We start from the raw sequence: 25,718 nt of genomic DNA on the forward strand, positions 1-25,718 counted from the left end.
GGCTTGTCTTGCCAAGCAGAGGCCATTCAAAGATGAACCAGCAAGCCGGCGCAGGCCCGCAACCGGGCAGCCCCATCCTTAAACTTCGCCAGATCTCCAAGAACTTCGGGGCCGTTTCGGCGCTGACCGACATCGATCTCGATGTTCATGCCGGCGAGGTGGTGGCGCTGGTCGGCGACAATGGTGCTGGCAAATCGACGCTCATCAAGATTCTGGCCGGCGTGCATCAGCCGTCCTCAGGCACCATCGAATTCTGCGGCGAAACCGTATCGCTCGACAGCCCCGGCCGGGCGCTGGAACTGGGCATCGCCACGGTGTTTCAGGATCTGGCGCTGTGCGAGAACCTCGACGTCGTCGCCAATCTGTTTCTCGGCCATGAACTGTCGCCATGGAATCTCGACGAGGTGGCCATGGAGGTGAAGGCATGGACGCTGCTGCGCGAGCTTGCCGCGCGCATCCCCTCCGTTCGCGAGCCGGTCGCGTCCCTGTCGGGCGGTCAGCGCCAGACGGTCGCCATCGCCCGCTCGCTGCTGCTCGACCCCAAGATCATCATGCTGGACGAGCCCACCGCAGCCCTTGGCGTTGCCCAGACGGCGGAAGTGCTGAACCTCATCGAGCGGGTGCGCGATCGCGGCCTCGGCGTCATCATCATCAGCCACAACATGGAAGACGTCCGTGCCGTGGCTGACCGCGTCGTGGTGCTGCGTCTTGGGCGCAACAATGGCGTTTTCAGCCCGGACGCCACCAACAACGAACTCGTCACCGCCATTACCGGCGCCACCGAAAACGCAGTGTCGCGCCGCCGCGCCCGTCTGGACGCCGGCAATAAAACCGACGGCATCAGCGGGGCAAGCGCATGACCACGCCAGTTTCCACCAAACCCTCATCCGATGAGAACGCCACCGCAGAAGCGGCGCTCGACCGTTCCGACGAGCGTGTGCGCCACGACGAGAGCATCGGCGGCATGGTGCGCAGCTTCTTCGCGCGCGTCCGCACCGGCGATCTCGGCATGCTGCCGGTTGCCGTTGGGCTGATCGTCATCTCCACCGTGTTCAGCATCCTCAATCCGGTTTTCCTGGCGCCCAACAATCTGGTGAACCTGCTGTTCGACAGCGCCACCATCGGCGTCATTTCGCTTGGCATCGTGTGCGTACTGCTGCTGGGCGAGATCGACCTGTCGGTCGGCTCGATGAGCGGACTGGCCTCGGCCATCATCGGCGTCCTGTGGGTCAATGCCGGCTGGCCGATTGCCGGCGGGATTGCCGTCGCACTCGCTGCCGGAGCCGCGATGGGCGCGCTCTACGCCATGCTCTACAACAGGCTTGGCATGCCTAGCTTCGTCGCCACGCTGGCCGGACTTCTGGCCCTGCTTGGCCTGCAGCTTTACATTCTGGGTCCGACCGGCTCCATCAACCTGCCCTATGCCTCGCCGCTGGTGCGTTTCGGGCAGGTCATGGTGATGCCGGCCTGGACCTCTCATCTGCTGGCGCTGCTTCCCGGTGTGGTGATGGTGGTGCTGGGCCTGCGCAACCGCGCCCGCCGCCATGCCGTCGGCCTTTCCTCGCAGCCGCTCGGCGCGCTTGCCTTCAAGGCCGGTCTGTTCACCGTGGTGATCCAGTTCGCCGTCTACTATCTCAATCTGGGGCGCGGCGTGCCGTGGATGTTCGGCCTGTTCGTGGCGCTGGTGGTGGTGCTGGACTATGCGCTGACCCGCACCCGCTGGGGCCGCTCCATGTTCGCCGTCGGCGGCAATCGCGAAGCCGCACGCCGCTCCGGCATCAATGTGCGCCGCATCTATATGTCGGCCTTCATGCTGTGCTCGACGCTGGCAGCGCTTGGCGGCATTCTGGCCGCCTCCCGCCTTGCCTCCTCCAGCCAGCAGGCCGGCACCGGCGACGTCAATCTCAATGCCATCGCGGCTGCCGTCATCGGCGGAACCAGCCTGTTCGGCGGACGCGGCAGCGCCTATTCCGCCCTGCTCGGCATCATCGTCATTCAGGCCATTTCGAACGGTCTGACACTGCTCAATCTCAGCTCCTCGCTGCGCTACATGATCACCGGCGCGGTTCTGGCCATCGCCGTCATCGTCGATTCGCTCGCCCGCCGCTCCCGCGTCAGCCACGGCAGAGCCTGATCCACAGGAAGGAAACATCATGGCGGAAATCATGAAGGGTAAGGTCGCGGCCATCACCGGCGCCGCATCGGGCATCGGCCTTGAGTGCGCGCGGACGCTGCTGGCCGAAGGAGCCACGGTGGTGCTGATCGACCGGGCCGCGGACCGTCTCGAAACCCTGTGCGCCGAGCTTGGCGAACGCGCCAGACCGCTGGTGGTCGACCTGCTTTCGCCATCAGACGTGTCGGGCATGCTGCCGCGCATTCTCGACGCTGCCGGGCGTCTCGACATTTTCCATGCCAATGCCGGCGCCTATATCGGCGGGCCGGTGGCCGAAGGCGATCCCGATGCCTGGGACCGGATGCTCAACCTCAACATCAACGCCGCGTTCCGCTCGGTCCATGCGGTGCTGCCACACATGATTGCGCAGAAGAGCGGCGACATCCTGTTCACCAGCTCCATCGCCGGCGTGGTGCCGGTGGTGTGGGAGCCGATCTACACTGCCTCGAAATTCGCCGTGCAGGCTTTCGTTCACTCCACCCGCCGTCAGGTGGCGCAGCATGGCGTGCGCGTCGGCGCGGTTCTGCCCGGCCCGGTGGTGACGGCCCTGCTCGACGACTGGCCGAAAGCCAAGATGGAGGAGGCGCTTGCCAATGGCAGTTTGATGCAGCCGAAGGAAGTGGCCGAAGCCGTGCTGTTCATGCTGTCTCGCCCGCGCAACGTCACCATTCGCGATCTGGTCATCCTGCCAAACAGCGTCGATCTGTAGGAAGGGAACCCCGCCCCTTCGTCCTCTTTTGCGTATTGAGAGTGTCCCCATGAGCACGACGACCGGCGCCTCCGCGCCGCGCGATACGGCCCGAGCCAACCGCTATGTGATCGGTGTCGATGTCGGCACAGGCAGTGCCCGCGCCGGCCTGTTCAACCTCGAAGGCCGGATGCTGGCCACTGCAAAACGCGACATCACCCTTTATCGCGAAGCGGGATCGATGGTCGAGCAGTCGAGCGCTGAAATCTGGGATGCCGTCTGCGCCAGCGTGAAGGAGGCTGTCACAGAAGCCCGTATCGTTCCGGCCGCCGTGGCCGGCATCGGCTTCGACGCCACCTGCTCGCTGGTGGTGCTGGGCGAAGGCGGAACACCGCTTGCGGTTGGCCCCTCCGAAGATGCCAGCCGCGACATCATCGTGTGGATGGACCACCGCGCCACGGAACAGGCAGAACGCATCAACAGGCTCGGACATCCGGTGCTGCGCTATGTCGGTGAGCGCATTTCGCCGGAAATGGAAACACCCAAGCTCTTGTGGCTGAAGGAAAACCGGCCGCAGATCTTCGACGCCGCGTGGCAATTCTTCGACCTTGCCGACTATCTGACATGGCGCGCCAGCGGCGATCTCGCCCGTTCCATCTGCACCGTCACCTGCAAATGGACCTATCTCGCCCATGAACAGCGCTGGGATGAAAGCTACTTCCGCAAGATCGGTCTCGATGCGCTTGCCGATGAAGGTTTTTCGCGCATCGGCACGCGCATCGTCGAGCCGGGCACCGCGCTCGGCAGCGGCCTGACTGAAGAGGCTGCCGCGGCCATGGGTCTGGTCGCAGGCACGGCCGTGGCCGCCGGGATGATCGACGCCCATGCGGGAGGCATCGGCACGGTCGGCATCGGCGGCGAGCCGCAGCGCAACCTCGCCTATGTCTTCGGCACCTCCTCCTGCACCATGACCTCGACCAGCGAGCCGGTGTTCGTTCCCGGTGTCTGGGGCCCCTATTATTCCGCCATGGTGCCGGGCATGTGGCTGAACGAAGGCGGCCAGAGCGCGGCCGGCGCGGCCATCGACCGGCTCATCGCCATGCATCCCGCCCACGGCGCAGCGAAAGCCCGCGCCGATGCGAAAGGTGTCGCCCTTCCCGTGCTGCTCGCCGACCTCGCCCTTGAGTGTGCCGGCACCGCCACGGAGGCCGCGCGGCTGGTGAAGGGGCTGCATGTCGTGCCCGAATTCCTCGGCAACCGCGCCCCCTTTGCCGATCCCGACGCGCGGGCCGTGATCGCCGGTCTTGGCATGGAAGACGATCTCGACAGTCTCGTCGCGCTCTATGTCGCCGGCATCTGCAGCATCGGTTACGGGCTGCGCCAGATCATCGAGGTTCAGGCCGAAGCTGGAGCCCATGTCGAACAGGTGGTGATCAGCGGCGGCGCCGGGCAGAGCGATTTCGTGCGCACCCTGCTGGCGGCAGCCGGCGGCAAGCCGGTGGTGGCGCCGCGCACCGAAGAGCCGGTATTGCTGGGCTCCGCCATTCTGGGTGCAGTCGCCGGCGGCGCCTTCGCCACAATGGACGAAGCGATGGCGCAGCTTTCGGCTGCCGGCAGCGTCCATCAGCCCGCGACAGGCACCCTCGCCGATCTGCACGACGAGCGCTACGCTGCCTTCAAGGCCTTGCAGCTGGTCTACCGGGACATGCGCACCTGCTGAAAGGGGATGCCTCGGCATCCCCTTTGCGGTTTACGATCAGCCTTCAGGCAAGGCTTCAGAACCGCGCCTCGATCAGGAACGGCCCTTTTCTCGTCAGCGCCGTCCCGAACAGATCGATGAACTGTTCGATCGTATCTGCACGGGCAGCTTCCACACCCATGCCGCGCGCGATCAGGCACCAGTCGAGGTCGGGCGAATCCAGATCGAGCATGCGCCGTGCGTTGCGCCCAAAATTGTTGACGCCGACATTGCGCATTTCGCCCTGCAAAATGGCATAGGCACGGTTTGACAGGATAACGGTCACCACGTCGAGATTTTCGCGCGCCTGCGTCCACAGGCCCTGCACGGTGTACATGCCGCTGCCGTCTGCCTGCATGGCGACCACCTTGCGCTGCGGACAGGCAATGGCGGCACCAACCGCCAGCGGAATGCCTTCGCCGATCGCGCCGCCGGTCAGCGGCACATGGTCATGCGGAACGAGCCCCGGCGACAACGCCGTCAGACGCCCGCCCGAGGTGATCGCCTCATCGATCAGGATTGCGTCTTCAGGCAGAGCGCGCGCCACCGCCACCGAAATGCTGTCCGCATCGAGCACGCCATTCGGAGCAGCGATCTCGGGCTGGTTGAAACGACCGGCCACGAACGGAGCATCGCCACGCACGCCGATTTCGGCGGCAAGCGCCTCAAGCGCGCCAGCCAGATCGTGCTCATGCTCTGCAAGCTGAATGACCTCGCAGTCGGGGGGCAGCATCGCGCCAGGCTTGCCGGGATAGGCGAAGAACCCGACAGGCGCATGCCCGCCGAGACAGATCGCCACTTCGAACTCGCGCAGTGCCTGCACCGCCTGATCCACGTTGTAAGGCACGGGACGGGCCGCAACCCTGCCGGCACCCCGCGCGGTGCGGTCGGAGGTCTGCGAAAACAGCGCCGCACCGGTGGCAGCCGCGATGCGGCCCGCGGTTTCGAGGGCACCGGCACGCAGCGCCCGGCCGGCCAGAATGATGACCGCACGCCTGCCGCTGCGCAGCGCCGCGCCGGCAGCGGAAAGCACGTCAGCCGAAACGGCGGGCGGTTGCGGCAGGCTTACGGGAACGAGCGTTTCGGGCTGCACTTCGCCCCATGCCGCATCCGCCGGCAGGATGAGCGTCGAGACACCGCGGCGCATCTGCGCCTCGCGATAAGCCTCTTCCGTGCGCGTGCGCACTCCGGCGGCGCTTTCGATACGGCCAACCCAGTGCGACATGGGCCGGGCAAGGCCTTCGATATCACTTGTCAGCGGCGCATCGTGCTTCAGATGATAGGTGGCATGGTCGCCCACCACATTGACCATGGGCGTGCGGGCGCGGCGGGCATTGTGCAGATTGGCAAGACCGTTGGCGAGCCCCGGCCCCGTATGCAGAAGGGTGGCGGCAGGCTTGTCGGCCATGCGCGCGTAACCGTCGGCGGCGCCTGTCACAACGCCCTCGGCCAGACCCAGCACGCAGCGCATCTGCGGCTTGCGATCAAGCGCGGCAACGAAATGCATTTCGGAGGTTCCCGGATTGGCGAAGCAAACGTCAATGTCGTTCACCAGAAGCACATCGCAAAGCATGTCGGCGCCGTTCATATCTTCCCTTTCATCATTCATTTCATCAGGCGGGATCCGGCCGGGCTGGCCCCTACCGCCTCTCAGCCGTGGCTGACGGCCCCGACAGGTGCCGTTGTTCAGAAATAGTCTGATGTTGGCAAGGATCACTGCCTCTGAGGCAGATGTACCAGCCCTTCTTGGTGCAGCGGTCGCCCCGATCGTAGCCGCAAAGGCACGGCCAGCTTGCAGCCCCGACGTTCATGCCCACATCCGGCAGGACATCAGGCCCCGACAGCATCAGGACGCTTCTGCGCGGGGAGCGGGCTAATTCCAGTCGGCGGGAGGCATGGGCTCCAGACCGGCGATATCGGGCAATAATGCTGTTCCGAATCCGGAAGCTGCGAGCGAGCCGATCCCGACCCTGCCACCTTCGAGCTTCAGCCGGACAACACCGTTCTGGAGATGATAAAGATCGCCATGCGCGGCCAGAAAGGCCTGCGCTTCACCGTGAGGACGATTGCCGAAGCCATCTATGAAGTGATGGGCATTCTTCTCGACATGGGTGAGCCCCAGCCAGCTGACGAGCGCGAGATCCTGCTGCAGGGAAATGCCGGGCTCGCAGGTCAGGTCTTCAGCGGAGAGTAAATAGCGCGACGCGCCGTCGCCGTTCCAGGCCTGCGCCCGGGCGGCGTTCAGTATCGACTTGTAGAAGCCCTTGCAGGTCTTCGACGACACGCCCGTATAGCCGAGCGCGCGGGCTGTCGGGAACGCATCCAGCCCGCCGTCCGATTCATCGATGATCACCGGAATGCGGTCGGCAAGACGGTCCACCGGCTCTGCCAGCGCGCGGTCACGCCGCACCGGCTGTTCGAGGCACAGGAGAGCCTTGCTGAACCGGCGCAGCGCCGGATCGGCTTCCACCCGCGCAAAGAATGCGGCAATGGCCTCGCCATCAGCGAACTGTTCGTTGCCGTCGAGGGTTACGCGGTAATCGATGCCGCTTTGGTCCAGCAGCGCGGCGATCCGGCCGAGCCGGTCCAGATCCGCTTCCGCATCACCGCCGATCTTGATCTTGTAATAACGGCAGCCATAGGTCGCGATCACTTCCGACAGCGTCTCCGGCAAACCGTCATTGACGCGGCTTTCCTGATCGCCTGGCACCAGCGGATCGACCAGCCCCACGGTGTGGCGGATGTCGATGCCGGATGCGGGATGATGCGAGCCAAGGAAAGCATCGAGATCGAAGCCATCCAGCTCCGGCACCAGCGGCCCCGTATGCATGCCCACCAGATTGGCAGACATGGCCTGCGCAAAACTCACGCCCTTCGCCCGGCACACGGCATCGAGAATGGCGCGGTCGAGCATCGCCATGCCGAAGCTCGCGATCAGCGGATTGAGCGCCTGCGCGGCACATGCGTCATTCAGGTCGAAATAGCTGGTCTCGAAAAGCCCGTACGCCGTTTGCAGGCCGGAGCCGAGGCGGGCCTCGGCGGCCAGCTCGATGGAGCGGCGCAGTTGGTGATGGTTCTGGTCATCGGTGAGCGAGGGGTTCTTGTCGAACCATTTAGCGCTCAGCGCCTCTGCTGCCCAGCCGGTGGCTTCCTGCCCGTTCTCCAGACGGATGCGGACCGAGACAACCGCCTGCCGTCCGCCCGTTGCGGTCTTTATGCCGAAGCGAAATGGAATGCGCAGCCGGTAAGGCCGCTCGTAGCAGCAGACGTCGACGACCCGGAGCCGTACCGTCATGCCGGCACGAAGCGCGGGTCGTCGCCGCTCTGACGGCCGGTGAGCATGTCGTAGATCTTCAGCGACAGCGCGCCGAATTCCGGCGTGATGCGGCTTTCGACGGTGCGCGGTCGCGGCAGATCGATATCGAGCACGGTGTCGATGCGTCCCGGACGCGGCGACATGATCACCACCCGATCCGAAAGGAACACGGCCTCGGGAATGGAGTGGGTGACGAACAGAACGGTCTTGCGGGTATCGGAAGCCTCGCCCCAGATGCGCAGCAGTTCCAGATTCATCTCGTCACGCGTCATCGCGTCGAGAGCGCCGAAGGGCTCATCCATGAGCAGGAGCTGAGGGTCCAGAAGCAGCCCGCGGCAGATCGCGGCGCGCTGCTGCATGCCGCCGGAAAGCTCGCGCGGCAGCTTGTTGGCGAATTCCTTCAGCCCGGTGAGTTCGAGAAGCTGCATGGCCCGCTCGCGGTAGTTGCGCGGGTTGAGGCCTGCCAGTTCCGCCGGCAACAGAACGTTGTCGAGGATGGTGCGCCATTTCAGCAGCACGGCGGCCTGAAACACCATCCCCACATTGGGGATCGGCTTCGTCACCTTCTGGCCATCCACCATGATGGTGCCGGCGCTGCGCTCTCGCAGTCCGGCCACCACGCGCAGCAGGGTGGATTTTCCGCAACCGGACGGGCCGACGAGCGAGATGAACTCGCCCTGCCGAACCGCCAGATTGATGTCACGCAACGCCTCGACCGGCCCCGATGCGGTGCCGTAGGTCATCGAGACCCCGTCGAGCTGGATGGAAATAGTGTCCACTCTGTCTAGCCTGTCTTCAAAGGTTATTGAACGTCGAACGGAAGCTCAATCTTGGTCAGGAACGTGTCGTCATAGGCGTCCGCGCAATCCACCTTGGTGGGCAGGCCCATATAGGTGTTCACAAGGTCGACCGATCCGCACATCTTGTCCTTGTCGATGGCGCCGATGCCGTTTTCCTTGAAGGTCTGCGTCTTCATCAGTTCGAAGCCGAGATCCATGTTTTCGCGCAGCGCCACCACATCGATCTCAGGCACGGCCTTCTTATAGATCTCCATCGCGCCTTCAGGATCGTTCATGACATCCTGCCAGCCCTTGTAGGACGCTTCCAGGAAACCGCGAAGCGCTTCGGGCCGATCCTTGATGGTGGCCTCGCTGGTCATGATCGACATGGCGTAGAGCTGGAAATTGTAGTCGGCCCAGTTCAGCGTCACGGCCTTGCCCTTGCCGACCGCCTTTTCCGCCAGCGGCAGGCCGGTCGTGTAGTCCGACACCGCATCGGCGCGCCCTTCCGCAAGCGCCACATATTTGGCCGAAGGTTCGATGTTCACCCATTTGATGGAGTTGGGATCGATGCCGTTGGCATTGGCGAAAGCCGGCCACACCAGACGCTGGCTGTCGCCGGGAGGTGCGCCCACGGTCTTGCCGGGCAGGTCGGAGGGCTTGGTGATGGGAGCGGAGGCCTTGGAGAAGAAGTTCATCGGCGTGCGGTCGAATATGATGCCGACAACCTTCACCGTGGTTCCCCTCGCCCGCGAGCCGATGACGACTGCGGCATCGGCAAGACCGGCATCAGCGCGACCTGTGTCGACCTTGGCGATGGAATCGCCGGAACCCTTGGAGTTCTCGATCACCACGTCGAGGCCCTTCTCGGCGAAGTAGCCCTTCTCCTTGGCCACCCAGTAGGCGGCATGGTCGCCAACCGGGAACCAGTTCAGCGCGAAGGTGAATTTCTCGTTGGCCATGGCCGGTGCCGCAGCAAGTGCTGCAACCATGGCCGTTGTGATCATCAGTGCAGTCTTCATCCCGTTCGCTCCCATTTTTGCGGTTATCGGATGGTGACAATAATTCCGGCTCAGGCGTCGGTCCCCTCGGCCCATGGCGCCAGATAGCGCGACATCAGCCCGACAGCCGCGAACAGCAGCAGACCGATGATCGAGATATAGATGAGCGCGGCGAAAGCCAGCGCGGTGTTCATGCTGCTCTGGCTGGTCACGATGACATAGCCGAGCCCGGTCTGCGAGGCGACGAATTCGCCGACGATCGCGCCGACGACGGCGGAGGTCGCCGTGACCTTCAGCGCCGACAGGATGTATGGATAGGCGTTCGGAATGCGAATCTTGGCGAACACCTTCCATTTCGGCGCACTGAAGACGCGGCCGAGATCGATCATGTCATGATCGATCTGCGAGAGGCCCACCGCCGTGTTGATGACGACGGGGAAGAAGCCGATGAGCGCGCCCATCAATATGTTGGGAAGGATGCCGTAGCCGACCCAGATCAGGAACAGCGGCGCGATAGCCACCTTGGGAAGCGTGTTGAGAAACACCAGAAACGGCATCAGCGCCCGCGAAAGCACCGGCGACCAGGCAATCATCGTGCCCAGCAGAACGCCGCTGGCCGCCGCCAGCAGGAACGCGCCCACGATGGCAAGGCCGGTGGCCCAGATGTGCCCCCACCAGTCGATCGAGGTGTCGAGCATGGCATCCAGCACCGAGCGCGGGCTTGGAAGCAGATAGGGCTTGATCTCGCCCCAGCTCACGGCCGCCTGCCAGATGGCCATGATCGCCAGAAAGAGAACGATGGCGGGCACCAGTTCGAGAAGTTTCTCGCGCAGCTTCGCCATCGGATCAGTCCAGCCAGCGCGAGAGATTGGCGCGGACGAAGTCGTCATCCGCAAGGTCGGCATGCAGGCGGCTGACGCGGGTCAGCTCTTCCGCCTGTCCCGGCGAAAGCCCCTCTTCCGGATCAAGGCACCAGATGCCCTCCAGCAGGCCCTGCCGGCGCAGGATCTCGTGACAGCCGGCAATGCAGCCGTGGAAGTCGTTGACGACATCGAAGAAGGCGCTGTTGCAGTCGGTCACGCGGGAATCGAGCGCGAGCATGTCGGCCGAAACCGCATCCTTCGCCGCTTCCGCGCGGCAACGTTTGAAGATGTCGACCGCGCCTTTCGTCCATACCGACCAGTGGCCGAGCAAGCCGCCTTTGAAACGCAGCGTGACGGGCTTGCCGTCGCGCATCACGGTGAACGGCGTCACCAGATCGAGCACGATGTGATCGTCATTGCCGGTGTAGAGCGTGACCTTGTCCTCGGCCCCGGCATCGACGATGCCGCGCACCACATCGACGGTGCGATAGCGGTTGAAGGGAGCAACCTTGATCGCCACCACATTGGGGATGGCGGCAAAGCGCGCCCAGAAATGCGCCGACAGATGCAGCCCGCCGACCGCCGGCTGCAGATAGAAGCCGATCAGTGGAATTTCGGCGGCAACCTGCTCGCAATGCGCAATCAGCGCATCCTCGCTCTGGCCCTTGAGGGCGGCGAGGCTGAGCAGGCCGGCATGGTAGCCAAGCGATACGGCCGTCTTGGCCTCATTGACCGCCTGCGCGGTCGGACCGGCAAGTCCGGCAACCATGACCAGCGTGCGGTCGGTCCAGCTTGCAGCCTCATCTGCGGCAAGCGACAGCACACGCTCATAGAGCCCGACTTCGCGAATGGCGAACTGGGTGGTGTGCACACCCACCGCCAGACCGCCGGAGCCCGCATCGAGATAGTAGCGCGTCAGCGCCCGCTGCCGGCGCTCATCGAGCTGGCGATCGGCATTCAGCGCCAGAGGGTGGGCAGGAATGACAGTCCCTTCGCGCAGAAGGTCCATCGCAGCCTGCTGGGCCTGAGGAGTGGCTTGTCCGGTCATGTTCAGAACGCTCCGCTCCGGGCTTCGAACTTGGTGGGCTTGTTATAGGCAACTTCGCCGCGCGCAACCCAGTCGGCGGTCCAGTCGAGCATCGCCGTCAGCGGAACCGACGGATAGCCGAACAGCCGGTTGGCCTGCGCGGTGTTGGTGAGCCAGGCGGTGGTCGCCTCGGAACCGAACAGGCGCGGCTCGACGTCAAGGCGCTTCGCCAGCTCATGGACCAGCCAGCGCACCGAAAGGGTTTCCGGACCCGACACATTGATCGGGCTGGTGATTTCGGTGGAATGAGCCAGACAGCGCAGCGCCTGCGCATTGGCGTCGCCCTGCCAGATCACGTTGACGTGCCCCATCAGCGACAGATCGATCTGGGTCCCGGCCTTGATGCGGCTGGCGAGATCGTAAAGCACGCCATAGCGCAGATCGATGGCGTAGTTCAGGCGGAACAGCCGGCCGGGCGTGCCGTAAACGCGCGAGAAATGCTCGAACATGCGCTCGCGGCCAAGGCAGGACATGGCATATTCGCCGCGCGGCTCCGGCGGCGTCGTTTCCAGCGCGCCCTGCTGGAGTACATCCATCAGCGGATAGATGTTGCCGGTTGAGAAGGCGACGATGCGCGAGTCTCGATAGGCATTGGCGACCAGCGCCGGCGAATGGGTGTTCATCGCCCAGGTCAGCGCCTGATTGCCTGAAGCACCGAACTTCATGCCGGCCATGAAGATCACGTTGCGGGCCTTGGGAAGCGCGTTCACCTGCGCCTCGTCCAGCAGATCGGCCCTGATGGTCTCGACGCCCCAGGATTCAAGCTGCGCCTGCAACTCGGGCTCGCTGAAGCGGGCAACGCCGATCACCCGCTTTTCGGGTGCCGCACGCTTGGCCATGCGCGCCAGCGTCGGGCCCATCTTGCCGGCAACACCGAGGATGATGATGTCACCGTCGACCGAGGCCAGATCGCGCACCAGAGCGGGCGTTGGCCGGGTCATGTATTCTTCGAGTTCCTCAACGGAACCGAAGCTTTCGGGCAGCGCGGTGGCGGCCAGACCGGAATCATTGGCGACTGTCTGATGCAAGATCGGCTCCCTCATGTTCTTTTCTTGCCGATGACACTACCCGCAGAGAAAGAAGATTTCAACTATTTGGTTGAATTTTTGCCGGAAATTTTACACCGCAATATTTCAATTATTTTTCAATGAGTTAAATCTCGAGAGAGCATTCCTCACCGACGCCACGGATGGCCACAGATGCGGTTCCATGGCGACACAGCCTGCATAGCCATCCTCCTCCAGCGCCCTCACCTGACCGGCCCAGTCGACATCCCCGTCGGCCAGCAGCTCCCATGAATTGTCGGCGTGAACGCGGGCATCCTTGAAGTGAACGTTGCGGACCAGATGACGGCAGGCGGCATAGCCGTCCGGCCAGGGCGTGTCGCCGTCGATCAGCGCGTTGGCGGGATCCCAGTTGATCCCGATCGGTGCGCCGGTGGCCGCGATCAGGGCCGCCGAAAGCGCGCCCGTATTGGCCCAGTGGCTTTCCTCGTTCTCGATGATCAGGGATACATTCGCACTCCGCGCCAGTTCGGCGGCATGGGCGAGCACATCCGCGACCCGCCCCGGCGCGCGTCCCGAAGGCCGGCCGCCGCGGTGAAAACTGAAGGCGATCAGGTACTGCGCGCCGCTGGCCACGGCGAATTCCAGCGATTCCGGCAGAAGCCGTTCGACATGATCGCGCAGCAGCGTCTCTGCGTCCGCCCATGCATCGTGGAACTCGCGGTCCATCCACGCCAGATTGGAGCTTTGCGCAGAGTCCGGCGGCAGGGGAATCTTGAAGAGGCCCGGAGAGATAGCGCTGATACGCACATCGAAGTCGCGGATCGCCCGCAACAGCCGCCGCCGTTGCGTCGGGCTCAGGCGCGGCACGCGGGCATCGTGCATGCCGCGCAGCTCGAAATGCCGCACGCCCCATTCCAGACCGAGCTCGAAGGCGGTTTCAGGCGAATCCGACAACTCGTCGGTAACGATGGCGGGAATCATGATCAGGGCGTCCTCCGGCATTTGCATCCAGAGGGTAGACCGTCACCGGGGGCATTTTCAACTATTTGGTTGAATCGAGAATCGGCAACGGCCAGCCCGCGCTCTGCAACGCCGCTGGTCGGCCCGCGCCGGGGTGCACGCACGACGGCATCAGGGCCGCAGACCCGCCAGCGTCAGCGCAACGATATGGTCCCGGTAAACGGAAAGAGCTTCCGGCGTGGAAAGATCCCGCCCGAAAATCGCCGACATGGTGACGCCGTTGGCGAAGTAGAAAAACGTCATGCCCGCGATCGAGATATAGAGGTCCAGCGGGTCGATGCCCTTGCGAAACACGCCTTGCGCCTCTCCTTCGCGCAGGGTCATCCCGATCATCTCGATCAATGGCGAGTTCGTGCGCTGAAAAGCATCGGAGTCCTTGACGTGGGGGCCACCCAGCGCATTCTCGTCGGCCAGCATGCGAATGAATTCCCGATGCCGCGCCAGATAGCTGAGCGAGAAATCGATGAGGCGCACGATGGCGTCCTGCGGGGGCAGCGATCGCAGGTCGAGGTCTTTTTCGCGCAGGCGTATCTCGGTATAGGCTTCCTCGAGCGTGACGCGGTAAAGGTCGTCCTTGCTGCCGAAATAATAATAGACGAGCTGCTTGTTCAGGCCGGAGCGGGAGGCGATGCTGTCGACACGCGCTCCGTTGAAACCTTTCTCGGCGAATTCCGCTCGCGCTGCGTTCAGAATTATCTCGCGCGCATTTTTACCCGTCTTATGAGCGGCGCGGGTTTGAGATTTCGCCATTCACAGTCCGCATTGCAAATTCTGTTGAAGTACCGGATTTCCTGCAGCCCTCCCGCCTCCAGTCAATGAAGCCGTCGGGCAAGCTGGACCTCATGATAGCCATTCTTTCAGCATTTCGTAAGAGCGCCGCGCCTGTTTAAAGACAGGCCGGATATAATTCCACGCTGGGGCCGAAATCATTCCGACAGAGCGCAGGATGGTTCCGGAAGATCTCGCAAGCCGCGTCAGCTGCCAATCTTCCGGCCAGCAGGGAGTTGCTTGGTGTGCTCTTTTGCACGATCGAAATGACATCTTAAGGGAATAGAACCCTTCAGAGGAAATCATCCCCCGGGCAGGATGGTGGCGAGCGTATCGCCTGCCATGAGCTCAGAACCGGGTTTTGCTTTGTGTTGCAGGATACCATCTGCAGGCGCGGTAATCCGCATTTCCGCTTTCATCGCTTCTATGATGGCAATCGCATCACCCCTGCGAACGCGGGCTCCGTCGTCAACGAGCCACCCCTGCAGAATGGACGGCATCGGTACGGCGACTATTTCACCCCCGGCTTCCTGTGAGGAAGGAGCCTCGCGTACAACATCCGGTGAAGCCGGCGCAGCAGCAAACTTCCCCCAGAACGCAGCCGGCAGAGCAAGCTGATGGCGCTTGCCATCAATTTCAATGTAGGTGCGCACCAGATCGTCTTCCTGCGCCTCGACCCGGGGGGCGGGAGGCGGCAGGTCGAGTTCGGTTTCGATCCAGTTGGTGTGGACGCCAAAATGTTCGGCCGACGTAAAAGCCTCTTCCTCAAGCACTGCGCGATGGAACGGCAGAACGGTTGCTATTCCTTCGACCTGAAATTCCCGCAGGGCGCGTCTGGCCCGATGAATCGCTTCCTCACGGGTGGAAGCGAAAACGATCAGTTTTGCAAACAGTGAATCATAGAGCGGCGGGACAATGGATCCGGCTTCGACGCCGCTGTCGAGCCGCACGCCGGGTCCGGAGGGCGCGCGAAAGCGGGTGATGCGTCCGGGCGTCGGCAGGAAGCCCCGACCCGGATCTTCCGCATTGATGCGGAATTCAAAGGCATGCCCCAGAGGCTCCGGCGTTTCTTTCACACGCAGCGGCAGCCCGTCGGCGATACGCAACTGTTCAACGACGATGTCAATGCCGGTCGTCACTTCCGTGACAGGGTGCTCGACCTGAAGGCGCGTGTTCACTTCCAGAAAGGAAATCAGTCCGTCGCGCGACAGCAGAAATTCCACCGTGCCAGCTCCCACATATCCGGCAGCGGAACAGATTTTTCGGGCAGCGTCGTGGATCCGCTGCCTCTGTTCTGCGCTCAGGAACGGGGCCGGCGCTTCCTCGACCAGTTTCTGATTGCGGCGCTGCAGGGAACAGTCACGCGTTCCAAGAACCAGAATATTGCCATGGCTGTCTGTCAGAATTTGCGCCTCGACATGGCGGGGCTTGTCGAGAAATTGTTCGGCGTAGCAGTCACCGCGCCCAAAGGCCTCGGTTGCCTCGCGAACTGCGGACTCAAACATGTCACCGACGTCTTCAAGCGAGCGGGCAACCTTCATGCCCCGCCCACCGCCGCCGAACGCAGCCTTGATCGCAATCGGCAGCCCGGCACGTTCGGCGAAAGCGACAGCTTCCTTTGCCGAAGAGAGGGGGCCATCGGAGCCGCTGACCAGCGGAGCGCCGACACCGGCTGCAATGCGGCGCGCCTCGATCTTGTCACCCAGCATGCGGATCACATCCGGTGACGGCCCCACCCAGACCAGTCCGGCGTCGAGCACCGCCTGCGCGAACTCCGGCCGTTCGGAGAGAAAACCGTAACCCGGATGGACGGCATCCGCTCCCGAGCGCGCCGCAACGTCGATGATCTTATCGATGGCAAGATAGGTATCCGAAGCGCGCCCCGCACCGAGCGACCACGCTTCATCCGCATATTCGACATGAAGCGATGCGGAGTCCGCGTCCGCATAAACGGCAACCGATTCAATCCCGTAGTCGCGCGCTGCACGAATGATGCGCAGGGCGATTTCGCCTCGATTGGCGACGAGCAGCTTCTTCATTGCTCAATGATCCTCGCTGACGGGATGAAAACGGATCGACGCGCCGGGCGGGATTTGCGCCACAAGGTCGAGATGGTAGCGCGCGACCACAGCAATCACAGGATAGCCTCCTGTCACCGGATGATCGGCAAGAAACACCACAGGCTGGCCGCTATGCGGCACCTGTATCGCACCGGGCACGGTCGGCTCGGACGGCAATTCTGCCGCATCGATACGCTCCAGAGGCGACGGACCGGAAAGCCGTTTGCCGACCCGGCTTGCCTCAGGCGTTACGCGCCATTCCTGCGTTATCAGGGTTTGCAATGCCGCTTCGGTGAACCAGTCATCGCGTGGCCCCATGACGATATCCACGGTGGTTGCCTCGTCTTTCTTCGGCAGCGCTGCGGCCGGAACCGTATATGCACTGACGGCGCGGGCCGGTCCGGGCGCTGCGCAAAGCGTTGCACCTGCCACAACGGGTTCGGGGCCAATGCCGGCCAGCACATCGCGGGAAGCCGATCCCATCACCAGATCGCAGGCAAAGCCCCCACGGATACCGAGATAGCTGACCATGCCCTGACCGGCACCCCCGATATCGAGAATATTCCCCGCATCGAGGGCAAAAGCCCGGCCTGTCGGCAGAGCAGTCCTGCGCCCGTCATTGCCGGTCAGCACGAGCTTGCAGGGCGCGCCGGTCATGGCCAGCGTGACAGGCTTTTCGGCGCGAAGTTCAACGCCTCCGAAGACAATCTCAAGCGCCGGTGTATTGGCCGCATTGCCAAGAACTTCGTTCACCGCGCGAAAGCTGGCCCGATCCAGCGCGCCCGAGCCGGACACGCCCTGCGACGCTTGTCCGGGCCGGCCTTCGTCCTCCAGCATCAAAGGGCGTTCCGTGCGCAGGATCGTCACACAGGCGTCCGTCTTCACCGTTGTCGGCGCGGCCCGGGACAAGGCAGGGACAATGATTGCATCGCTAGCCTCAACCTGACGGAAGCGCACCCGGTCTCCGGGCACCAGCAGGGCAGGACGTGCCCGCGCGAGGTCCCACATGCGGGTGTTGGTGCGTCCGATCAGTTGCCATCCGCCGGGGCTTTCTGTGGGATAGACGCCGCTGAACCTGCCGGCGAGCGCGACAGAGCCACGCGGAATACGCACGCGTGGTGATTTGCGGCGCGGTACATCCAACCCCGGATCGTCGCTGCTCATATAGGCGAAACCGGGCGCGAAACCCGTGAATGACACCGTGTGCACCGCCCCGGTATGACGCCGGATCACTTCCGCCTCGGAACAGCCGAGGATCGCGGCCACCTCCGCCATATCCTCGCCATCATAGACGACAGGTATCTCGACCATCTGGCCGGGCGAGGTTTCCGTTCGCGTCAGTTCCATCGCGGCGATGGCTTCACGCAATCCCTCTCTGCTTGCGAACAAGGGATTGAACCGTACCAGAACCGCACGCGCCGCCGGCACCAGTTCTGTCACGCCTTTGAGCTTTGCAACGCGCAAGCTGTCGAACAGGGCAAGCGCCTGTTCAAGGTCTTCGGTTTCGACAAGAATACCGTCCAGCCCGGCAGCAAGAAAGCGCATTTGCCACTCCGGCCTCAGCGTGTGAACGAGGCGAGCCTGATGCCCGCCTCCGTGAGGTCGGCCCGCAATCTGCGGGCGATCGCCACAGCCGCGGGCGTGTCCCCGTGGACGCAGATGGACTGCGCCTCCAGCCGGATATCTGTGCCATCGACTGCCGTGATGAGCCCCTCCGTCAAGAGGCGCAACATACGACCCGCAATCTCCTTCGGTTCGTGGATCACAGCATCTGCACGCGAACGCGAAACCAGCGAGCCGTCCGGCATGTAGGCACGGTCGGCGAATGTCTCGCAGATCACAGTGAGGCCTTGCGCCCGCGCCTGCGCAACCACCGGCGCATTGGAAAGCGCCATCAGCGGCAGGGTTGGGTCCAGGGCCTTGATGGCGGCGATGACGGCGTCGGCCTGCCGGGCATCATGCGCCATCGTATTGTAGAGAGCCCCATGCGGCTTCACATAGGCAACGCGAGTTCCCGCAGCTTTGGCAAGGCCCTGCAAAGCGCCGATCTGATAGATGCTGTCGGCAAACAGCTCGGCATCGGAAGGTTCCATGTTGCGGCGCCCGAAGCCGACGAGATCGCGATAGCCGATATGGGCGCCGACGATAACGCCCCGTTCCGCCGCGGAGCGGAGGCTGCGCAGAATGCCGGCGGGATCGCCTGCATGGAAACCACAGGCAATGTTGGCGCTGGTCACAAGACCGAGCATTGCATCATCGTCGCCCATCGGCCAGAGGCCGAAGCTTTCACCCAGATCGCTGTTGAGATCGATCATCGTCATCGCAAAGGCACTCCGTTGTCGCTTCCGCTCAGGCCACCAGTGGCGAGGGAAGCAGGTCCAGGGAAAGATCCTGCCGGGCGTCATAGGCGGCCAGCGCCGTCGCCATCTGTGCCTCATGCCCTGCCCGGAACGCATCGCCCTCGACGGTTTCGTCCGGATATTCGGTGATGAGGGTCATGGGAAGCCGGTGGCGGTCGTCCTGCGAGATCATTACGGGAAAACCATTGAGGACCTCAAAGCCGGTTTCCCCGGCATGTCGCTCGAACAAGGCGATCTGGGCCGCATTGAAAGCCCGCAGGCCCGTCACGTCATTGAGGCGCGCCGTGACATCCGTCATCAGTTTGCGCGCCGCCTTCTCCCAGCCTTCGCCATGGCGCATGATGAGGAAGAAGCCTTTCGGAATGGTCCAGACTTCGAACCCGCGCGGCACATAGCCCGACAGAGGACGCGTCCATTCATGCGCGGGATATCCATGAAAATTGAGATGGAGGAGAGCCGGCAGCAGCTTCTCCGCTTCGAGACGGATCGCTTTCTCGAACAGCACCTCGCCTGTGCGGTATTCAAGATCGTCGCCCATCGCGGTGTAGCGGGCGGCATGGTGCATATGTCGGGGATTGTTTCTGATCAGGCGCTGGTGAAGCGTATAGCCATCGGGATTTTCCAGAGGACAGAACGCGAAATGCGCGCCGGAACGCCCCATGAGACGGTGAGCCGCGCGCAGCGTACCCACCGGCGACGAGGTCTCGTTGGCGTGCTGGCCCGCGGAAATGATCACGCCGCGATCCGTGCCGGGATGATATACCGCCGCGATTTCACGTCCGGCTACCGAGCGTGCGAAATACCGCCGGCCCGGTATTTTCTCCAGTTGCGCCGCGATCTGCACCTGCGACAGCGCGCATCCTGCACTTTCCAGATCCTGCATGTGATCGGAGCGGGAAGCCGCATCATAAGGGCGCAGTTCCACGGTGACGGATAATTTCTCGCCCTGACGAATATCCGGCATGATCTGGCCCGGCTGAAAATCTCGGTATCCGGCAGGACGGCCGGAAAATTTCGCGAGCAGTTCGAGAGCCGAGAAACAGAAGTCCTCATGCAGTGCTTCACGCAACGACAGAACCTCACCGCCAACCCCGAGGTCCTCGTCGCTGGCCGGCAGGGAAACGCCGATGAACAGTTCCTGAAAGAACGGCTCTTTCTTCCAGTGGCCCCCGGCAAGTGCCTCCATCGTCTGATGGAAAATCTGCTCATAGTCCGTGTCGAGCGATTGCTTTCTTCCATCGATGCGCAGCCAGCCGCAGGGCGACAGCGCCGCGTTGCCCGCATAATCCTCATGCAAGCGATTGGGAGCGGTGACTGACAGATCTTCCACGCGGCCGTCGGCGTAGGTCAGCCTGACGCCGTATACCGGCAAGGCATCGCTTTCCGGCCCTTCCATGAAGGAGAAAAGGACTTCGGGGAACATGGCGACGAGCGGATAGGTTTCGAGAAGAAACCGGCGGGGACCGGCCTGAGGATGCCGGGGAAACACGATGTCGGCCCGCACGAGCGCTTCTGTGTCGATTTCGTCGCGAAAGGCGACCACCAGAGGCTTGTAGGCGGACCGGCATTTCGCGCTGATGCCGCGCGCTGAAAAAGCGGCTTCGGCGGCGCGACGGGTTGGCAGATCGTCGAAGGTCCACGTTTCCACCGTTGCGGCAGAAAGCGTTTCGGCAAGCTCGCGAAGCGTGGAGGAAAAGGTCTTCTCGAAGAGGATCAACGGCTCGTTCTCCCGGTGGGGTCCAGCAGGTCGCGCAGCCAGTCGCCAAGCAGGTTGAGGCCGAGCACGGTCAGCAGAATAGCGAGCCCCGGCACCACGGAAATCCACCATGCGGTCTGCAGATAGGTGCGACCTTCCGCCAGCATCCCTCCCCATGAGGGAATCGAGGGACCGACCCCAATTCCAAGGAACGTCAGCGAGCTTTCGAGCAGGATGCTGTTGGCGACATTGAGCGTCATCAGCACCACGACGGGGCCAAGCAGATTGGGCAGCAGATGGCGCATGATGATGTTACGGTCCGCCACTCCGATGGCGCGGGCCGACAGCACGAACTCACGCTCACGCAGCGACATGACAGAAGCGCGCACCAGACGCGCATATTGCACCCACTGGCTGACAATCAGCAGGATGATGGTGTTGGTGATCGAGCCGCCGACGATCGCGACGAAGGTGATGGCAAGCAGGATGAAGGGCAGCGCCAGCTGCACATCGGCAAAGCGCATCAGGATCATATCCCAGATGCCGCGATAGTAGCCCGCCACCAGCCCCATGGCGACGCCCGGCACCACAGAGCCGGCAACCGAAATGAACCCCACCTGCAGCGAAATCCAGCCGCCGCTGGCAACGCGTGCGAGAAAGCGCGCGGGCTATGCAGATGCGCTGACGCTGGCCGCCTGAGAATTCGTGCGGATAGCGCGACGCCATCGAAGGCTGGAGGCCAACACGCTCAAGCAGTTCGCCGAACCGCAGCGTGATGTCGCGATTGTTGTCCAGAATGCCATGGGTGCGAATCGGCTCGGCTATAGAATAACCAACGGTCTTGCGCGGATCCAGCGACGCAAAGGGATCCTGAAAGATGTACTGCACATCGCGGCGCAGGCGCTGCCGCTCGCCGCGGCTCATTGCCGACATCAGCTTTCCGCTGAACCTCACCTCACCCGAAACAGGGTTCTGAAGCTGCCGGATAGTCCGGCCGATGGTGGATTTTCCCGAGCCCGATTCACCGACAAGCGCCAGTGTTTCCCCGGGGTATATGTCAAAGCTGACATGGTTGACCGCACTGCATCTGTGCGTCGCCCGGCCAAAGAAGTTTTTCCTGATGTCGAAACGTACCCGCAGATCGCGCACCTGAAGCAATGGCACGCCGGAATAACCCGCCGTATCCTGATCACGTGTTTCGCCGACAAGCCTTGGCTTGTCGCTATCCAGGACCGTGAGGGCTTCGCGCAACGGCAACGGCCGGCCAGCCATCGAACCGAGGCGCGGCACAGCTGAAAGCAGCACCTTTGTATAGGGATGTTGTGGCGCGGCGAAGATTTTCCCGACCGCCCCTTCCTCGACCTTCTTTCCCTTCCACATCACGACGACATCATCGGCCATCTCAGCCACCACGCCCATGTCGTGCGTGATGAAGATCACCGCCATGCCGAGTTCGGCCTGCAATTCCCGGATTATGGTGAGGATCTGGGCCTGAACGGTAACGTCCAGAGCGGTCGTCGGCTCGTCCGCGATCAGGAACCTGGGGCGGCAGGCGAGCGCCATGGCGATCATCACGCGCTGGCGCATGCCGCCTGAGAGCTGATGCGGATGACGGGTCAGCAGATTGCCGGCATCGGGAAGACGCACAAGCGTCAGCCGCCGCTCCGCCTCGGTCATCGCAGCCGCCTTGGTCATTCCCTCATGCAGCATCAGGACTTCCGCCAGCTGGTCACCGATGGTGAAAACCGGATTGAGCGAGGTCATGGGCTCCTGAAAGATCATTGCGATCTCATTGCCCCTGATGCGGCGCATCGCCTTCTGATCGGCGGCGAGCAAGTCGACCTGCGACTGTTCGCGGCAAAAGAGAATTCTGCCCTGCGGGTAGCTGGCCCCGGCCATGTCAGCCAGACGCATGATCGACATCGACGTGACCGATTTGCCGGAACCGCTCTCTCCGACGATAGCGGTGGTGCGGCCTGCGCGGACGGAAAAGCTGAGATCATCGATAACGCGGGTTTCCGCGAAATTCACCGGAAGACCCTCGACCCGAAGCAGATCATTGACCGCAGGGAGCGACATCAAAATCCTCAGAAGGTGGCGGCGGCCCGCGCAGCCTGATTGTACGTTCCCGAAAGCATCCGCAGAAGTGAGCCGAGATGGGACAGCTCGGATTCGGGAATGCGTGCCTGGCTGGCGATGTCCAGCAGCAGCTTTTCACGCAGCTGTCCGTAGCGCCGGCAGACCTCGAAGCCGGCGTCGCTGATCTCCACCATCTTTTCCTTGCCGGCACGGCGTGTCTTGATGAGCCCGGCCGCCTCAAGCTTCTTCACGGCATAGGAGACGACATGAATATCTTCGATATCAAGCACCAGGGCGATGTCGGCCATCCGCTTTTCCCGGCCGCGATGGGCAACCGAATGGAGAATGGCCACTTCCGTGGAGGAAAGGCCCGGCTGGCCGGAGGCCGCCATGCAGCGCACCATCCAGCGGTTGAAGGCGCTGGTTGCAATCATCAGCCCATATTCGACTTCAGACAGGGCGGGGGAGCGTCCGGCCGCCAGATGCGCCGACGAAACGACCGGCCCGATTCCGATGTTCCCGGCCTCTTCGTTCGCCTGCGTGTCGATGACCGCAATAGGTAATGCTCTGCTTTTTACCCGACCCATTCTCGCCCTTTCTTTTGCATATCATCGATAATTTATAGATATCTAGTCAATTGAAATTCCTGAACCAAAGGAATCGCCTGCCCCGAGGCCTGCTCGGGACAGCATGAATATATGATTGCATGGCCGGGCCGGACGCTTCAGTTTTGCCTGGGCAAACAGGCGCCGGACCAAAGCGCTCTGACGTATTTTTACGTATTCCCGAGAGCGGCCTGATAAAGGATTGTGAGCCTGGAATGCAGGTGAGGCTCCGCTATGCTCGGAAGACTGGCCTGAAGGACTGGGAGGTTTCATGAAACACACAAAGATCTATCCCGATGCCCGTGCGGCGCTCGACGGGCTTTTGCGAAACGACATGCTGATTGCGGCGGGTGGCTTTGGCCTCTGCGGCATTCCCGAATTGCTGATCGCGGCGATCCGGGACAGCGGCGTCACGGGGCTCACCGTCGCGTCCAACAATGCCGGCGTCGATGGCTTTGGCCTCGGCGTTCTGCTGGAAACCCGGCAGGTCAAAAAGATGATCTCGTCCTATGTCGGCGAGAATGCCGAATTCATGCGGCAATATCTGGCGGGAGAGCTTGAACTCGAATTCAACCCGCAGGGCACGCTGGCTGAACGCATGCGCGCCGGCGGCGCCGGAATTCCCGGCTTCTACACGAAGACTGGCGTGGGAACCGTGATCGCCGAAGGCAAGGAACACCACGACTTCGATGGTGAAACCTACATTCTGGAGCGCGGACTGGTTGCCGATCTGGCGATCGTGAAGGCATGGAAGGCCGACCCCTCCGGCAACGTCATCTTCCGCAAGACCGCCCGCAACTTCAACCTGCCCGCCGCCACCTGCGGCAAGGTCTGCGTGGCGGAAGTTGAGGAGATCGTGCCGCTCGGTTCGCTCGAGCCCGACCACATCCACCTGCCCGGCATCTATGTGCACCGCATCGTGCAGGGCCCGCATGAGAAGCGCATCGAACAGCGCACCACCCGCAAGAGGGAGACGGTCTGATGGCTGGCTGGGATCGCAACGAGATGGCGGCACGCGCCGCCCGTGAGCTTCAGGACGGCTGGTATGTGAACCTCGGCATCGGCATTCCGACTCTGGTGGCCAACTACATCCCCGAAGGCGTCGAGGTCACGCTGCAATCGGAGAACGGCATGCTGGGCATGGGTCCCTTCCCCTATGAGGGCGAGGAAGATCCCGACCTGATCAATGCCGGCAAGCAGACGATCACCGAACTGCCGCAGACCGCCTTCTTCGACAGCGCCACCTCCTTCGCTATGATCCGCGGCGGCAAGATCAACATGGCCATCCTCGGCGCCATGGAAGTGGCCGAGAACGGTGACCTCGCCAACTGGATGATCCCCGGCAAGCTCGTCAAGGGCATGGGTGGCGCCATGGATCTGGTGGCCGGTGTCGGCCGCGTCGTCGTCGTCATGGACCACACCAACAAGGCCGGCGAAACCAAGGTTCTGAAAGCCTGCACCCTGCCGCTGACCGGCAAGGGCGTCGTCGACCGCATCATCACTAATCTGGGCGTTCTCGATGTCGTGCCCGGCGGCCTGAAGATCGTTGAATGCGCAGCCGGTGTCAGCGAAGCGGAACTGCGCGCCGCGACGGAAGCCACCATCGTCGGCTAGACCCGCCTGATCCGTCCGAAGGCGAAAAACGTTTTCGGAGGCCATGCGCGGGGCAAAACCTTAAGGCGTATCGCGATACGCCTTAAGCCGCCGGTGCATCGCGATGTGTGCCTGCTGCCCGCACCATCTTGCGGGACCCGTACCATGTCGTATTTATACGCAATGAGCCCCAGACCGCCGCCCAAGCTGGTTCCCGGCACCACCACCTTCAGGCTGGATGACATTCCGCTGCCGATGGTTCATGCCACGCATCGCATCATCCGCGACTGCAACAGCGAGTTTTCGTCCCTTTTCGGCTATGAGCGCGCCGAACTGGTGGACCAGAGTTTCTCGCGCCTCTACCCGAAGATCGCGGACTTCATCCGTACCGGCTATATGTGGGGCACCCATCTTTCCGGCGGCAAGACCTATTACGACGAGCGCATCATGATGAGCCGGGACGGCCGCACCTTCTGGTGCAGCGTCAACGGGAAATCCCGCCATGCCAGTGATCCTTTCGCCGACGCGCTTTATTGCTTCGAGCCGATGAACCGGCCGGTGTCGCAGACCATGGCCGCCATTACCGATCGCCAGCGCCAGATCCTCACACTGATCGCGCAGGGCAAGACGAGCGAGGAAATTGCACGGGAGCTTGGCCTTTCCCGCCGCACCATAGAAACGCACAGGTTGCGGCTCTGCAGGATAGCGGCAGTGCGCAACTCCTTTGAACTCGTTGCCTGGTTCCTCTCGCAGGAAGGGCCGCGGGAAACCTGAAATTCTGCTGCACCGGAGAGGCACAAGCGGCTACGTTTGCGCTGGATCAACCCGGCTTTTGCCATTGCAGCGTAAAAAGCGGAATAATGCCATTTTCCGTTCGGGAAAAAC

Annotated in this window: 21 protein-coding genes and 2 pseudogenes; 7 read left to right on the plus strand and 16 right to left on the minus strand. The window is 62.9% G+C overall.

Translation table 11 applies throughout. The features are described 5' to 3' along the window. The first annotated feature begins 32 nt into the window (after positions 1 to 32). The 4 genes from MIC97_RS18300 to MIC97_RS18315 are packed head-to-tail and all read left to right on the plus strand — an operon-like array spanning position 33 to position 4,581. On the plus strand, positions 33 to 860 hold the full coding sequence (locus tag MIC97_RS18300; RefSeq protein ID WP_239801413.1) for an ATP-binding cassette domain-containing protein: 828 nt from the start codon (positions 33 to 35) through the stop codon (positions 858 to 860). Further along, positions 857 to 2,134 (plus strand): sugar ABC transporter permease, encoded by a 1,278-nt coding sequence (locus MIC97_RS18305; RefSeq protein ID WP_239801414.1) that lies wholly within the window; start codon positions 857 to 859, stop codon positions 2,132 to 2,134. Before MIC97_RS18300 ends, MIC97_RS18305 begins: the two co-directional genes overlap by 4 nt. Before the next feature lie 19 nt (positions 2,135 to 2,153). Next, positions 2,154 to 2,882, plus strand: coding sequence for an SDR family oxidoreductase (locus MIC97_RS18310; RefSeq protein WP_239801415.1), 729 nt, complete (start codon positions 2,154 to 2,156; stop codon positions 2,880 to 2,882). A 49-nt stretch (positions 2,883 to 2,931) separates the two neighbouring features. After that, positions 2,932 to 4,581, plus strand: coding sequence for an FGGY-family carbohydrate kinase (locus MIC97_RS18315; protein ID WP_239801416.1), 1,650 nt, complete (start codon positions 2,932 to 2,934; stop codon positions 4,579 to 4,581). 55 nt (positions 4,582 to 4,636) lie between these two features. Here MIC97_RS18315 and MIC97_RS18320 read toward each other — a convergent pair whose 3' ends face one another. The 16 genes and pseudogenes from MIC97_RS18320 to MIC97_RS18395 all read right to left on the minus strand — a co-directional run bounded on the left by MIC97_RS18320 (position 4,637) and on the right by MIC97_RS18395 (position 23,222). Next, positions 4,637 to 6,187 (minus strand): acetolactate synthase large subunit, encoded by a 1,551-nt coding sequence (locus tag MIC97_RS18320; RefSeq protein WP_239801417.1) that lies wholly within the window; start codon positions 6,185 to 6,187, stop codon positions 4,637 to 4,639. 285 nt (positions 6,188 to 6,472) lie between these two features. Continuing rightward, a complete protein-coding gene (locus MIC97_RS18325; RefSeq protein ID WP_239801418.1) occupies positions 6,473 to 7,894 on the minus strand; it encodes an enolase C-terminal domain-like protein in 1,422 nt (473 codons plus the stop codon). After that, entirely contained in the window at positions 7,891 to 8,694 is an 804-nt protein-coding gene (locus MIC97_RS18330) for an ABC transporter ATP-binding protein (RefSeq protein ID WP_239801419.1), read from the minus strand. Before MIC97_RS18330 ends, MIC97_RS18325 begins: the two co-directional genes overlap by 4 nt. A 23-nt stretch (positions 8,695 to 8,717) precedes the next feature. Next, on the minus strand, positions 8,718 to 9,716 hold the full coding sequence (locus MIC97_RS18335) for an ABC transporter substrate-binding protein (protein ID WP_239801420.1): 999 nt from the start codon (positions 9,714 to 9,716) through the stop codon (positions 8,718 to 8,720). 50 nt (positions 9,717 to 9,766) lie between these two features. Then, the gene (locus MIC97_RS18340; protein WP_183832415.1) at positions 9,767 to 10,537 is read right to left on the minus strand and encodes an ABC transporter permease; all 771 of its coding nucleotides are present in this window, start codon (positions 10,535 to 10,537) and stop codon (positions 9,767 to 9,769) included. 4 nt (positions 10,538 to 10,541) lie between these two features. Beyond that, positions 10,542 to 11,606 (minus strand): dihydrodipicolinate synthase family protein, encoded by a 1,065-nt coding sequence (locus MIC97_RS18345; RefSeq protein ID WP_239801421.1) that lies wholly within the window; start codon positions 11,604 to 11,606, stop codon positions 10,542 to 10,544. A gap of 2 nt (positions 11,607 to 11,608) precedes the next feature. After that, positions 11,609 to 12,673: an NAD(P)-dependent oxidoreductase gene (locus MIC97_RS18350; protein ID WP_239801422.1), complete on the minus strand. Its 1,065-nt coding sequence runs from the start codon at positions 12,671 to 12,673 to the stop codon at positions 11,609 to 11,611. Positions 12,674 to 12,778: 105 nt separating this feature from the next. Next, positions 12,779 to 13,654, minus strand: coding sequence for a sugar phosphate isomerase/epimerase family protein (locus MIC97_RS18355; protein ID WP_239801423.1), 876 nt, complete (start codon positions 13,652 to 13,654; stop codon positions 12,779 to 12,781). Between the two features lie 129 nt (positions 13,655 to 13,783). After that, the gene (locus tag MIC97_RS18360) at positions 13,784 to 14,422 is read right to left on the minus strand and encodes a TetR/AcrR family transcriptional regulator (protein ID WP_239801424.1); all 639 of its coding nucleotides are present in this window, start codon (positions 14,420 to 14,422) and stop codon (positions 13,784 to 13,786) included. 320 nt (positions 14,423 to 14,742) lie between these two features. Beyond that, positions 14,743 to 16,479 (minus strand): biotin carboxylase N-terminal domain-containing protein, encoded by a 1,737-nt coding sequence (locus tag MIC97_RS18365; RefSeq protein ID WP_239801425.1) that lies wholly within the window; start codon positions 16,477 to 16,479, stop codon positions 14,743 to 14,745. A 3-nt stretch (positions 16,480 to 16,482) separates the two neighbouring features. Beyond that, positions 16,483 to 18,045 (minus strand): urea amidolyase family protein, encoded by a 1,563-nt coding sequence (locus MIC97_RS18370; protein ID WP_239801426.1) that lies wholly within the window; start codon positions 18,043 to 18,045, stop codon positions 16,483 to 16,485. Positions 18,046 to 18,059: 14 nt separating this feature from the next. Further along, the gene (locus MIC97_RS18375) at positions 18,060 to 18,821 is read right to left on the minus strand and encodes a 5-oxoprolinase subunit PxpA (protein ID WP_239801427.1); all 762 of its coding nucleotides are present in this window, start codon (positions 18,819 to 18,821) and stop codon (positions 18,060 to 18,062) included. 28 nt (positions 18,822 to 18,849) lie between these two features. Continuing rightward, on the minus strand, positions 18,850 to 20,577 hold the full coding sequence (locus tag MIC97_RS18380; protein WP_239801428.1) for a M14 family zinc carboxypeptidase: 1,728 nt from the start codon (positions 20,575 to 20,577) through the stop codon (positions 18,850 to 18,852). Next, positions 20,574 to 21,212: pseudogene (locus MIC97_RS18385) on the minus strand (ABC transporter permease); the annotation flags it as partial. The gene MIC97_RS18380 and the pseudogene MIC97_RS18385, both read right to left, overlap by 4 nt. Continuing rightward, positions 21,211 to 22,635, minus strand: a pseudogene (locus MIC97_RS18390) (ABC transporter ATP-binding protein); the annotation flags it as partial. The pseudogenes MIC97_RS18390 and MIC97_RS18385, both read right to left, overlap by 2 nt. Positions 22,636 to 22,643: 8 nt before the next feature. Continuing rightward, entirely contained in the window at positions 22,644 to 23,222 is a 579-nt protein-coding gene (locus MIC97_RS18395) for a winged helix DNA-binding protein (RefSeq protein ID WP_239801429.1), read from the minus strand. A 289-nt stretch (positions 23,223 to 23,511) separates the two neighbouring features. Here MIC97_RS18395 and MIC97_RS18400 point away from each other — a divergent pair, with 289 nt between their 5' ends. The 3 genes from MIC97_RS18400 to MIC97_RS18410 all read left to right on the plus strand — a co-directional run bounded on the left by MIC97_RS18400 (position 23,512) and on the right by MIC97_RS18410 (position 25,607). After that, on the plus strand, positions 23,512 to 24,222 hold the full coding sequence (locus MIC97_RS18400; RefSeq protein ID WP_183832403.1) for a CoA transferase subunit A: 711 nt from the start codon (positions 23,512 to 23,514) through the stop codon (positions 24,220 to 24,222). Next, positions 24,222 to 24,854 (plus strand): 3-oxoacid CoA-transferase subunit B, encoded by a 633-nt coding sequence (locus tag MIC97_RS18405; protein ID WP_183832402.1) that lies wholly within the window; start codon positions 24,222 to 24,224, stop codon positions 24,852 to 24,854. Before MIC97_RS18400 ends, MIC97_RS18405 begins: the two co-directional genes overlap by 1 nt. Before the next feature lie 144 nt (positions 24,855 to 24,998). Beyond that, a complete protein-coding gene (locus MIC97_RS18410; protein WP_239801430.1) occupies positions 24,999 to 25,607 on the plus strand; it encodes a PAS and helix-turn-helix domain-containing protein in 609 nt (202 codons plus the stop codon). Positions 25,608 to 25,718: the final 111 nt, after the last annotated feature.

This window comes from Aquamicrobium sp. NLF2-7 (genome assembly GCF_022359935.1).
Taxonomy (GTDB): Bacteria; Pseudomonadota; Alphaproteobacteria; order Rhizobiales; family Rhizobiaceae; genus Mesorhizobium; species Mesorhizobium lusatiense.

Coding starts and splice junctions, on each gene's coding strand:
- MIC97_RS18300 (WP_239801413.1), top strand. CDS start 33: ATGAACCAGCAAGCCGGCGCAGGCCCGCAACCGGGCAGCCCCATCCTT.
- MIC97_RS18360 (WP_239801424.1), bottom strand. CDS start 14,422: ATGGCGAAATCTCAAACCCGCGCCGCTCATAAGACGGGTAAAAATGCG.
- MIC97_RS18335 (WP_239801420.1), bottom strand. CDS start 9,716: ATGAAGACTGCACTGATGATCACAACGGCCATGGTTGCAGCACTTGCT.
- MIC97_RS18410 (WP_239801430.1), top strand. CDS start 24,999: ATGTCGTATTTATACGCAATGAGCCCCAGACCGCCGCCCAAGCTGGTT.
- MIC97_RS18325 (WP_239801418.1), bottom strand. CDS start 7,894: ATGACGGTACGGCTCCGGGTCGTCGACGTCTGCTGCTACGAGCGGCCT.
- MIC97_RS18405 (WP_183832402.1), top strand. CDS start 24,222: ATGGCTGGCTGGGATCGCAACGAGATGGCGGCACGCGCCGCCCGTGAG.
- MIC97_RS18395 (WP_239801429.1), bottom strand. CDS start 23,222: ATGGGTCGGGTAAAAAGCAGAGCATTACCTATTGCGGTCATCGACACG.
- MIC97_RS18315 (WP_239801416.1), top strand. CDS start 2,932: ATGAGCACGACGACCGGCGCCTCCGCGCCGCGCGATACGGCCCGAGCC.
- MIC97_RS18355 (WP_239801423.1), bottom strand. CDS start 13,654: ATGCCGGAGGACGCCCTGATCATGATTCCCGCCATCGTTACCGACGAG.
- MIC97_RS18320 (WP_239801417.1), bottom strand. CDS start 6,187: ATGAACGGCGCCGACATGCTTTGCGATGTGCTTCTGGTGAACGACATT.
- MIC97_RS18365 (WP_239801425.1), bottom strand. CDS start 16,479: ATGAAGAAGCTGCTCGTCGCCAATCGAGGCGAAATCGCCCTGCGCATC.
- MIC97_RS18345 (WP_239801421.1), bottom strand. CDS start 11,606: ATGACCGGACAAGCCACTCCTCAGGCCCAGCAGGCTGCGATGGACCTT.
- MIC97_RS18400 (WP_183832403.1), top strand. CDS start 23,512: ATGAAACACACAAAGATCTATCCCGATGCCCGTGCGGCGCTCGACGGG.
- MIC97_RS18375 (WP_239801427.1), bottom strand. CDS start 18,821: ATGACGATGATCGATCTCAACAGCGATCTGGGTGAAAGCTTCGGCCTC.
- MIC97_RS18370 (WP_239801426.1), bottom strand. CDS start 18,045: ATGCGCTTTCTTGCTGCCGGGCTGGACGGTATTCTTGTCGAAACCGAA.
- MIC97_RS18340 (WP_183832415.1), bottom strand. CDS start 10,537: ATGGCGAAGCTGCGCGAGAAACTTCTCGAACTGGTGCCCGCCATCGTT.
- MIC97_RS18310 (WP_239801415.1), top strand. CDS start 2,154: ATGGCGGAAATCATGAAGGGTAAGGTCGCGGCCATCACCGGCGCCGCA.
- MIC97_RS18305 (WP_239801414.1), top strand. CDS start 857: ATGACCACGCCAGTTTCCACCAAACCCTCATCCGATGAGAACGCCACC.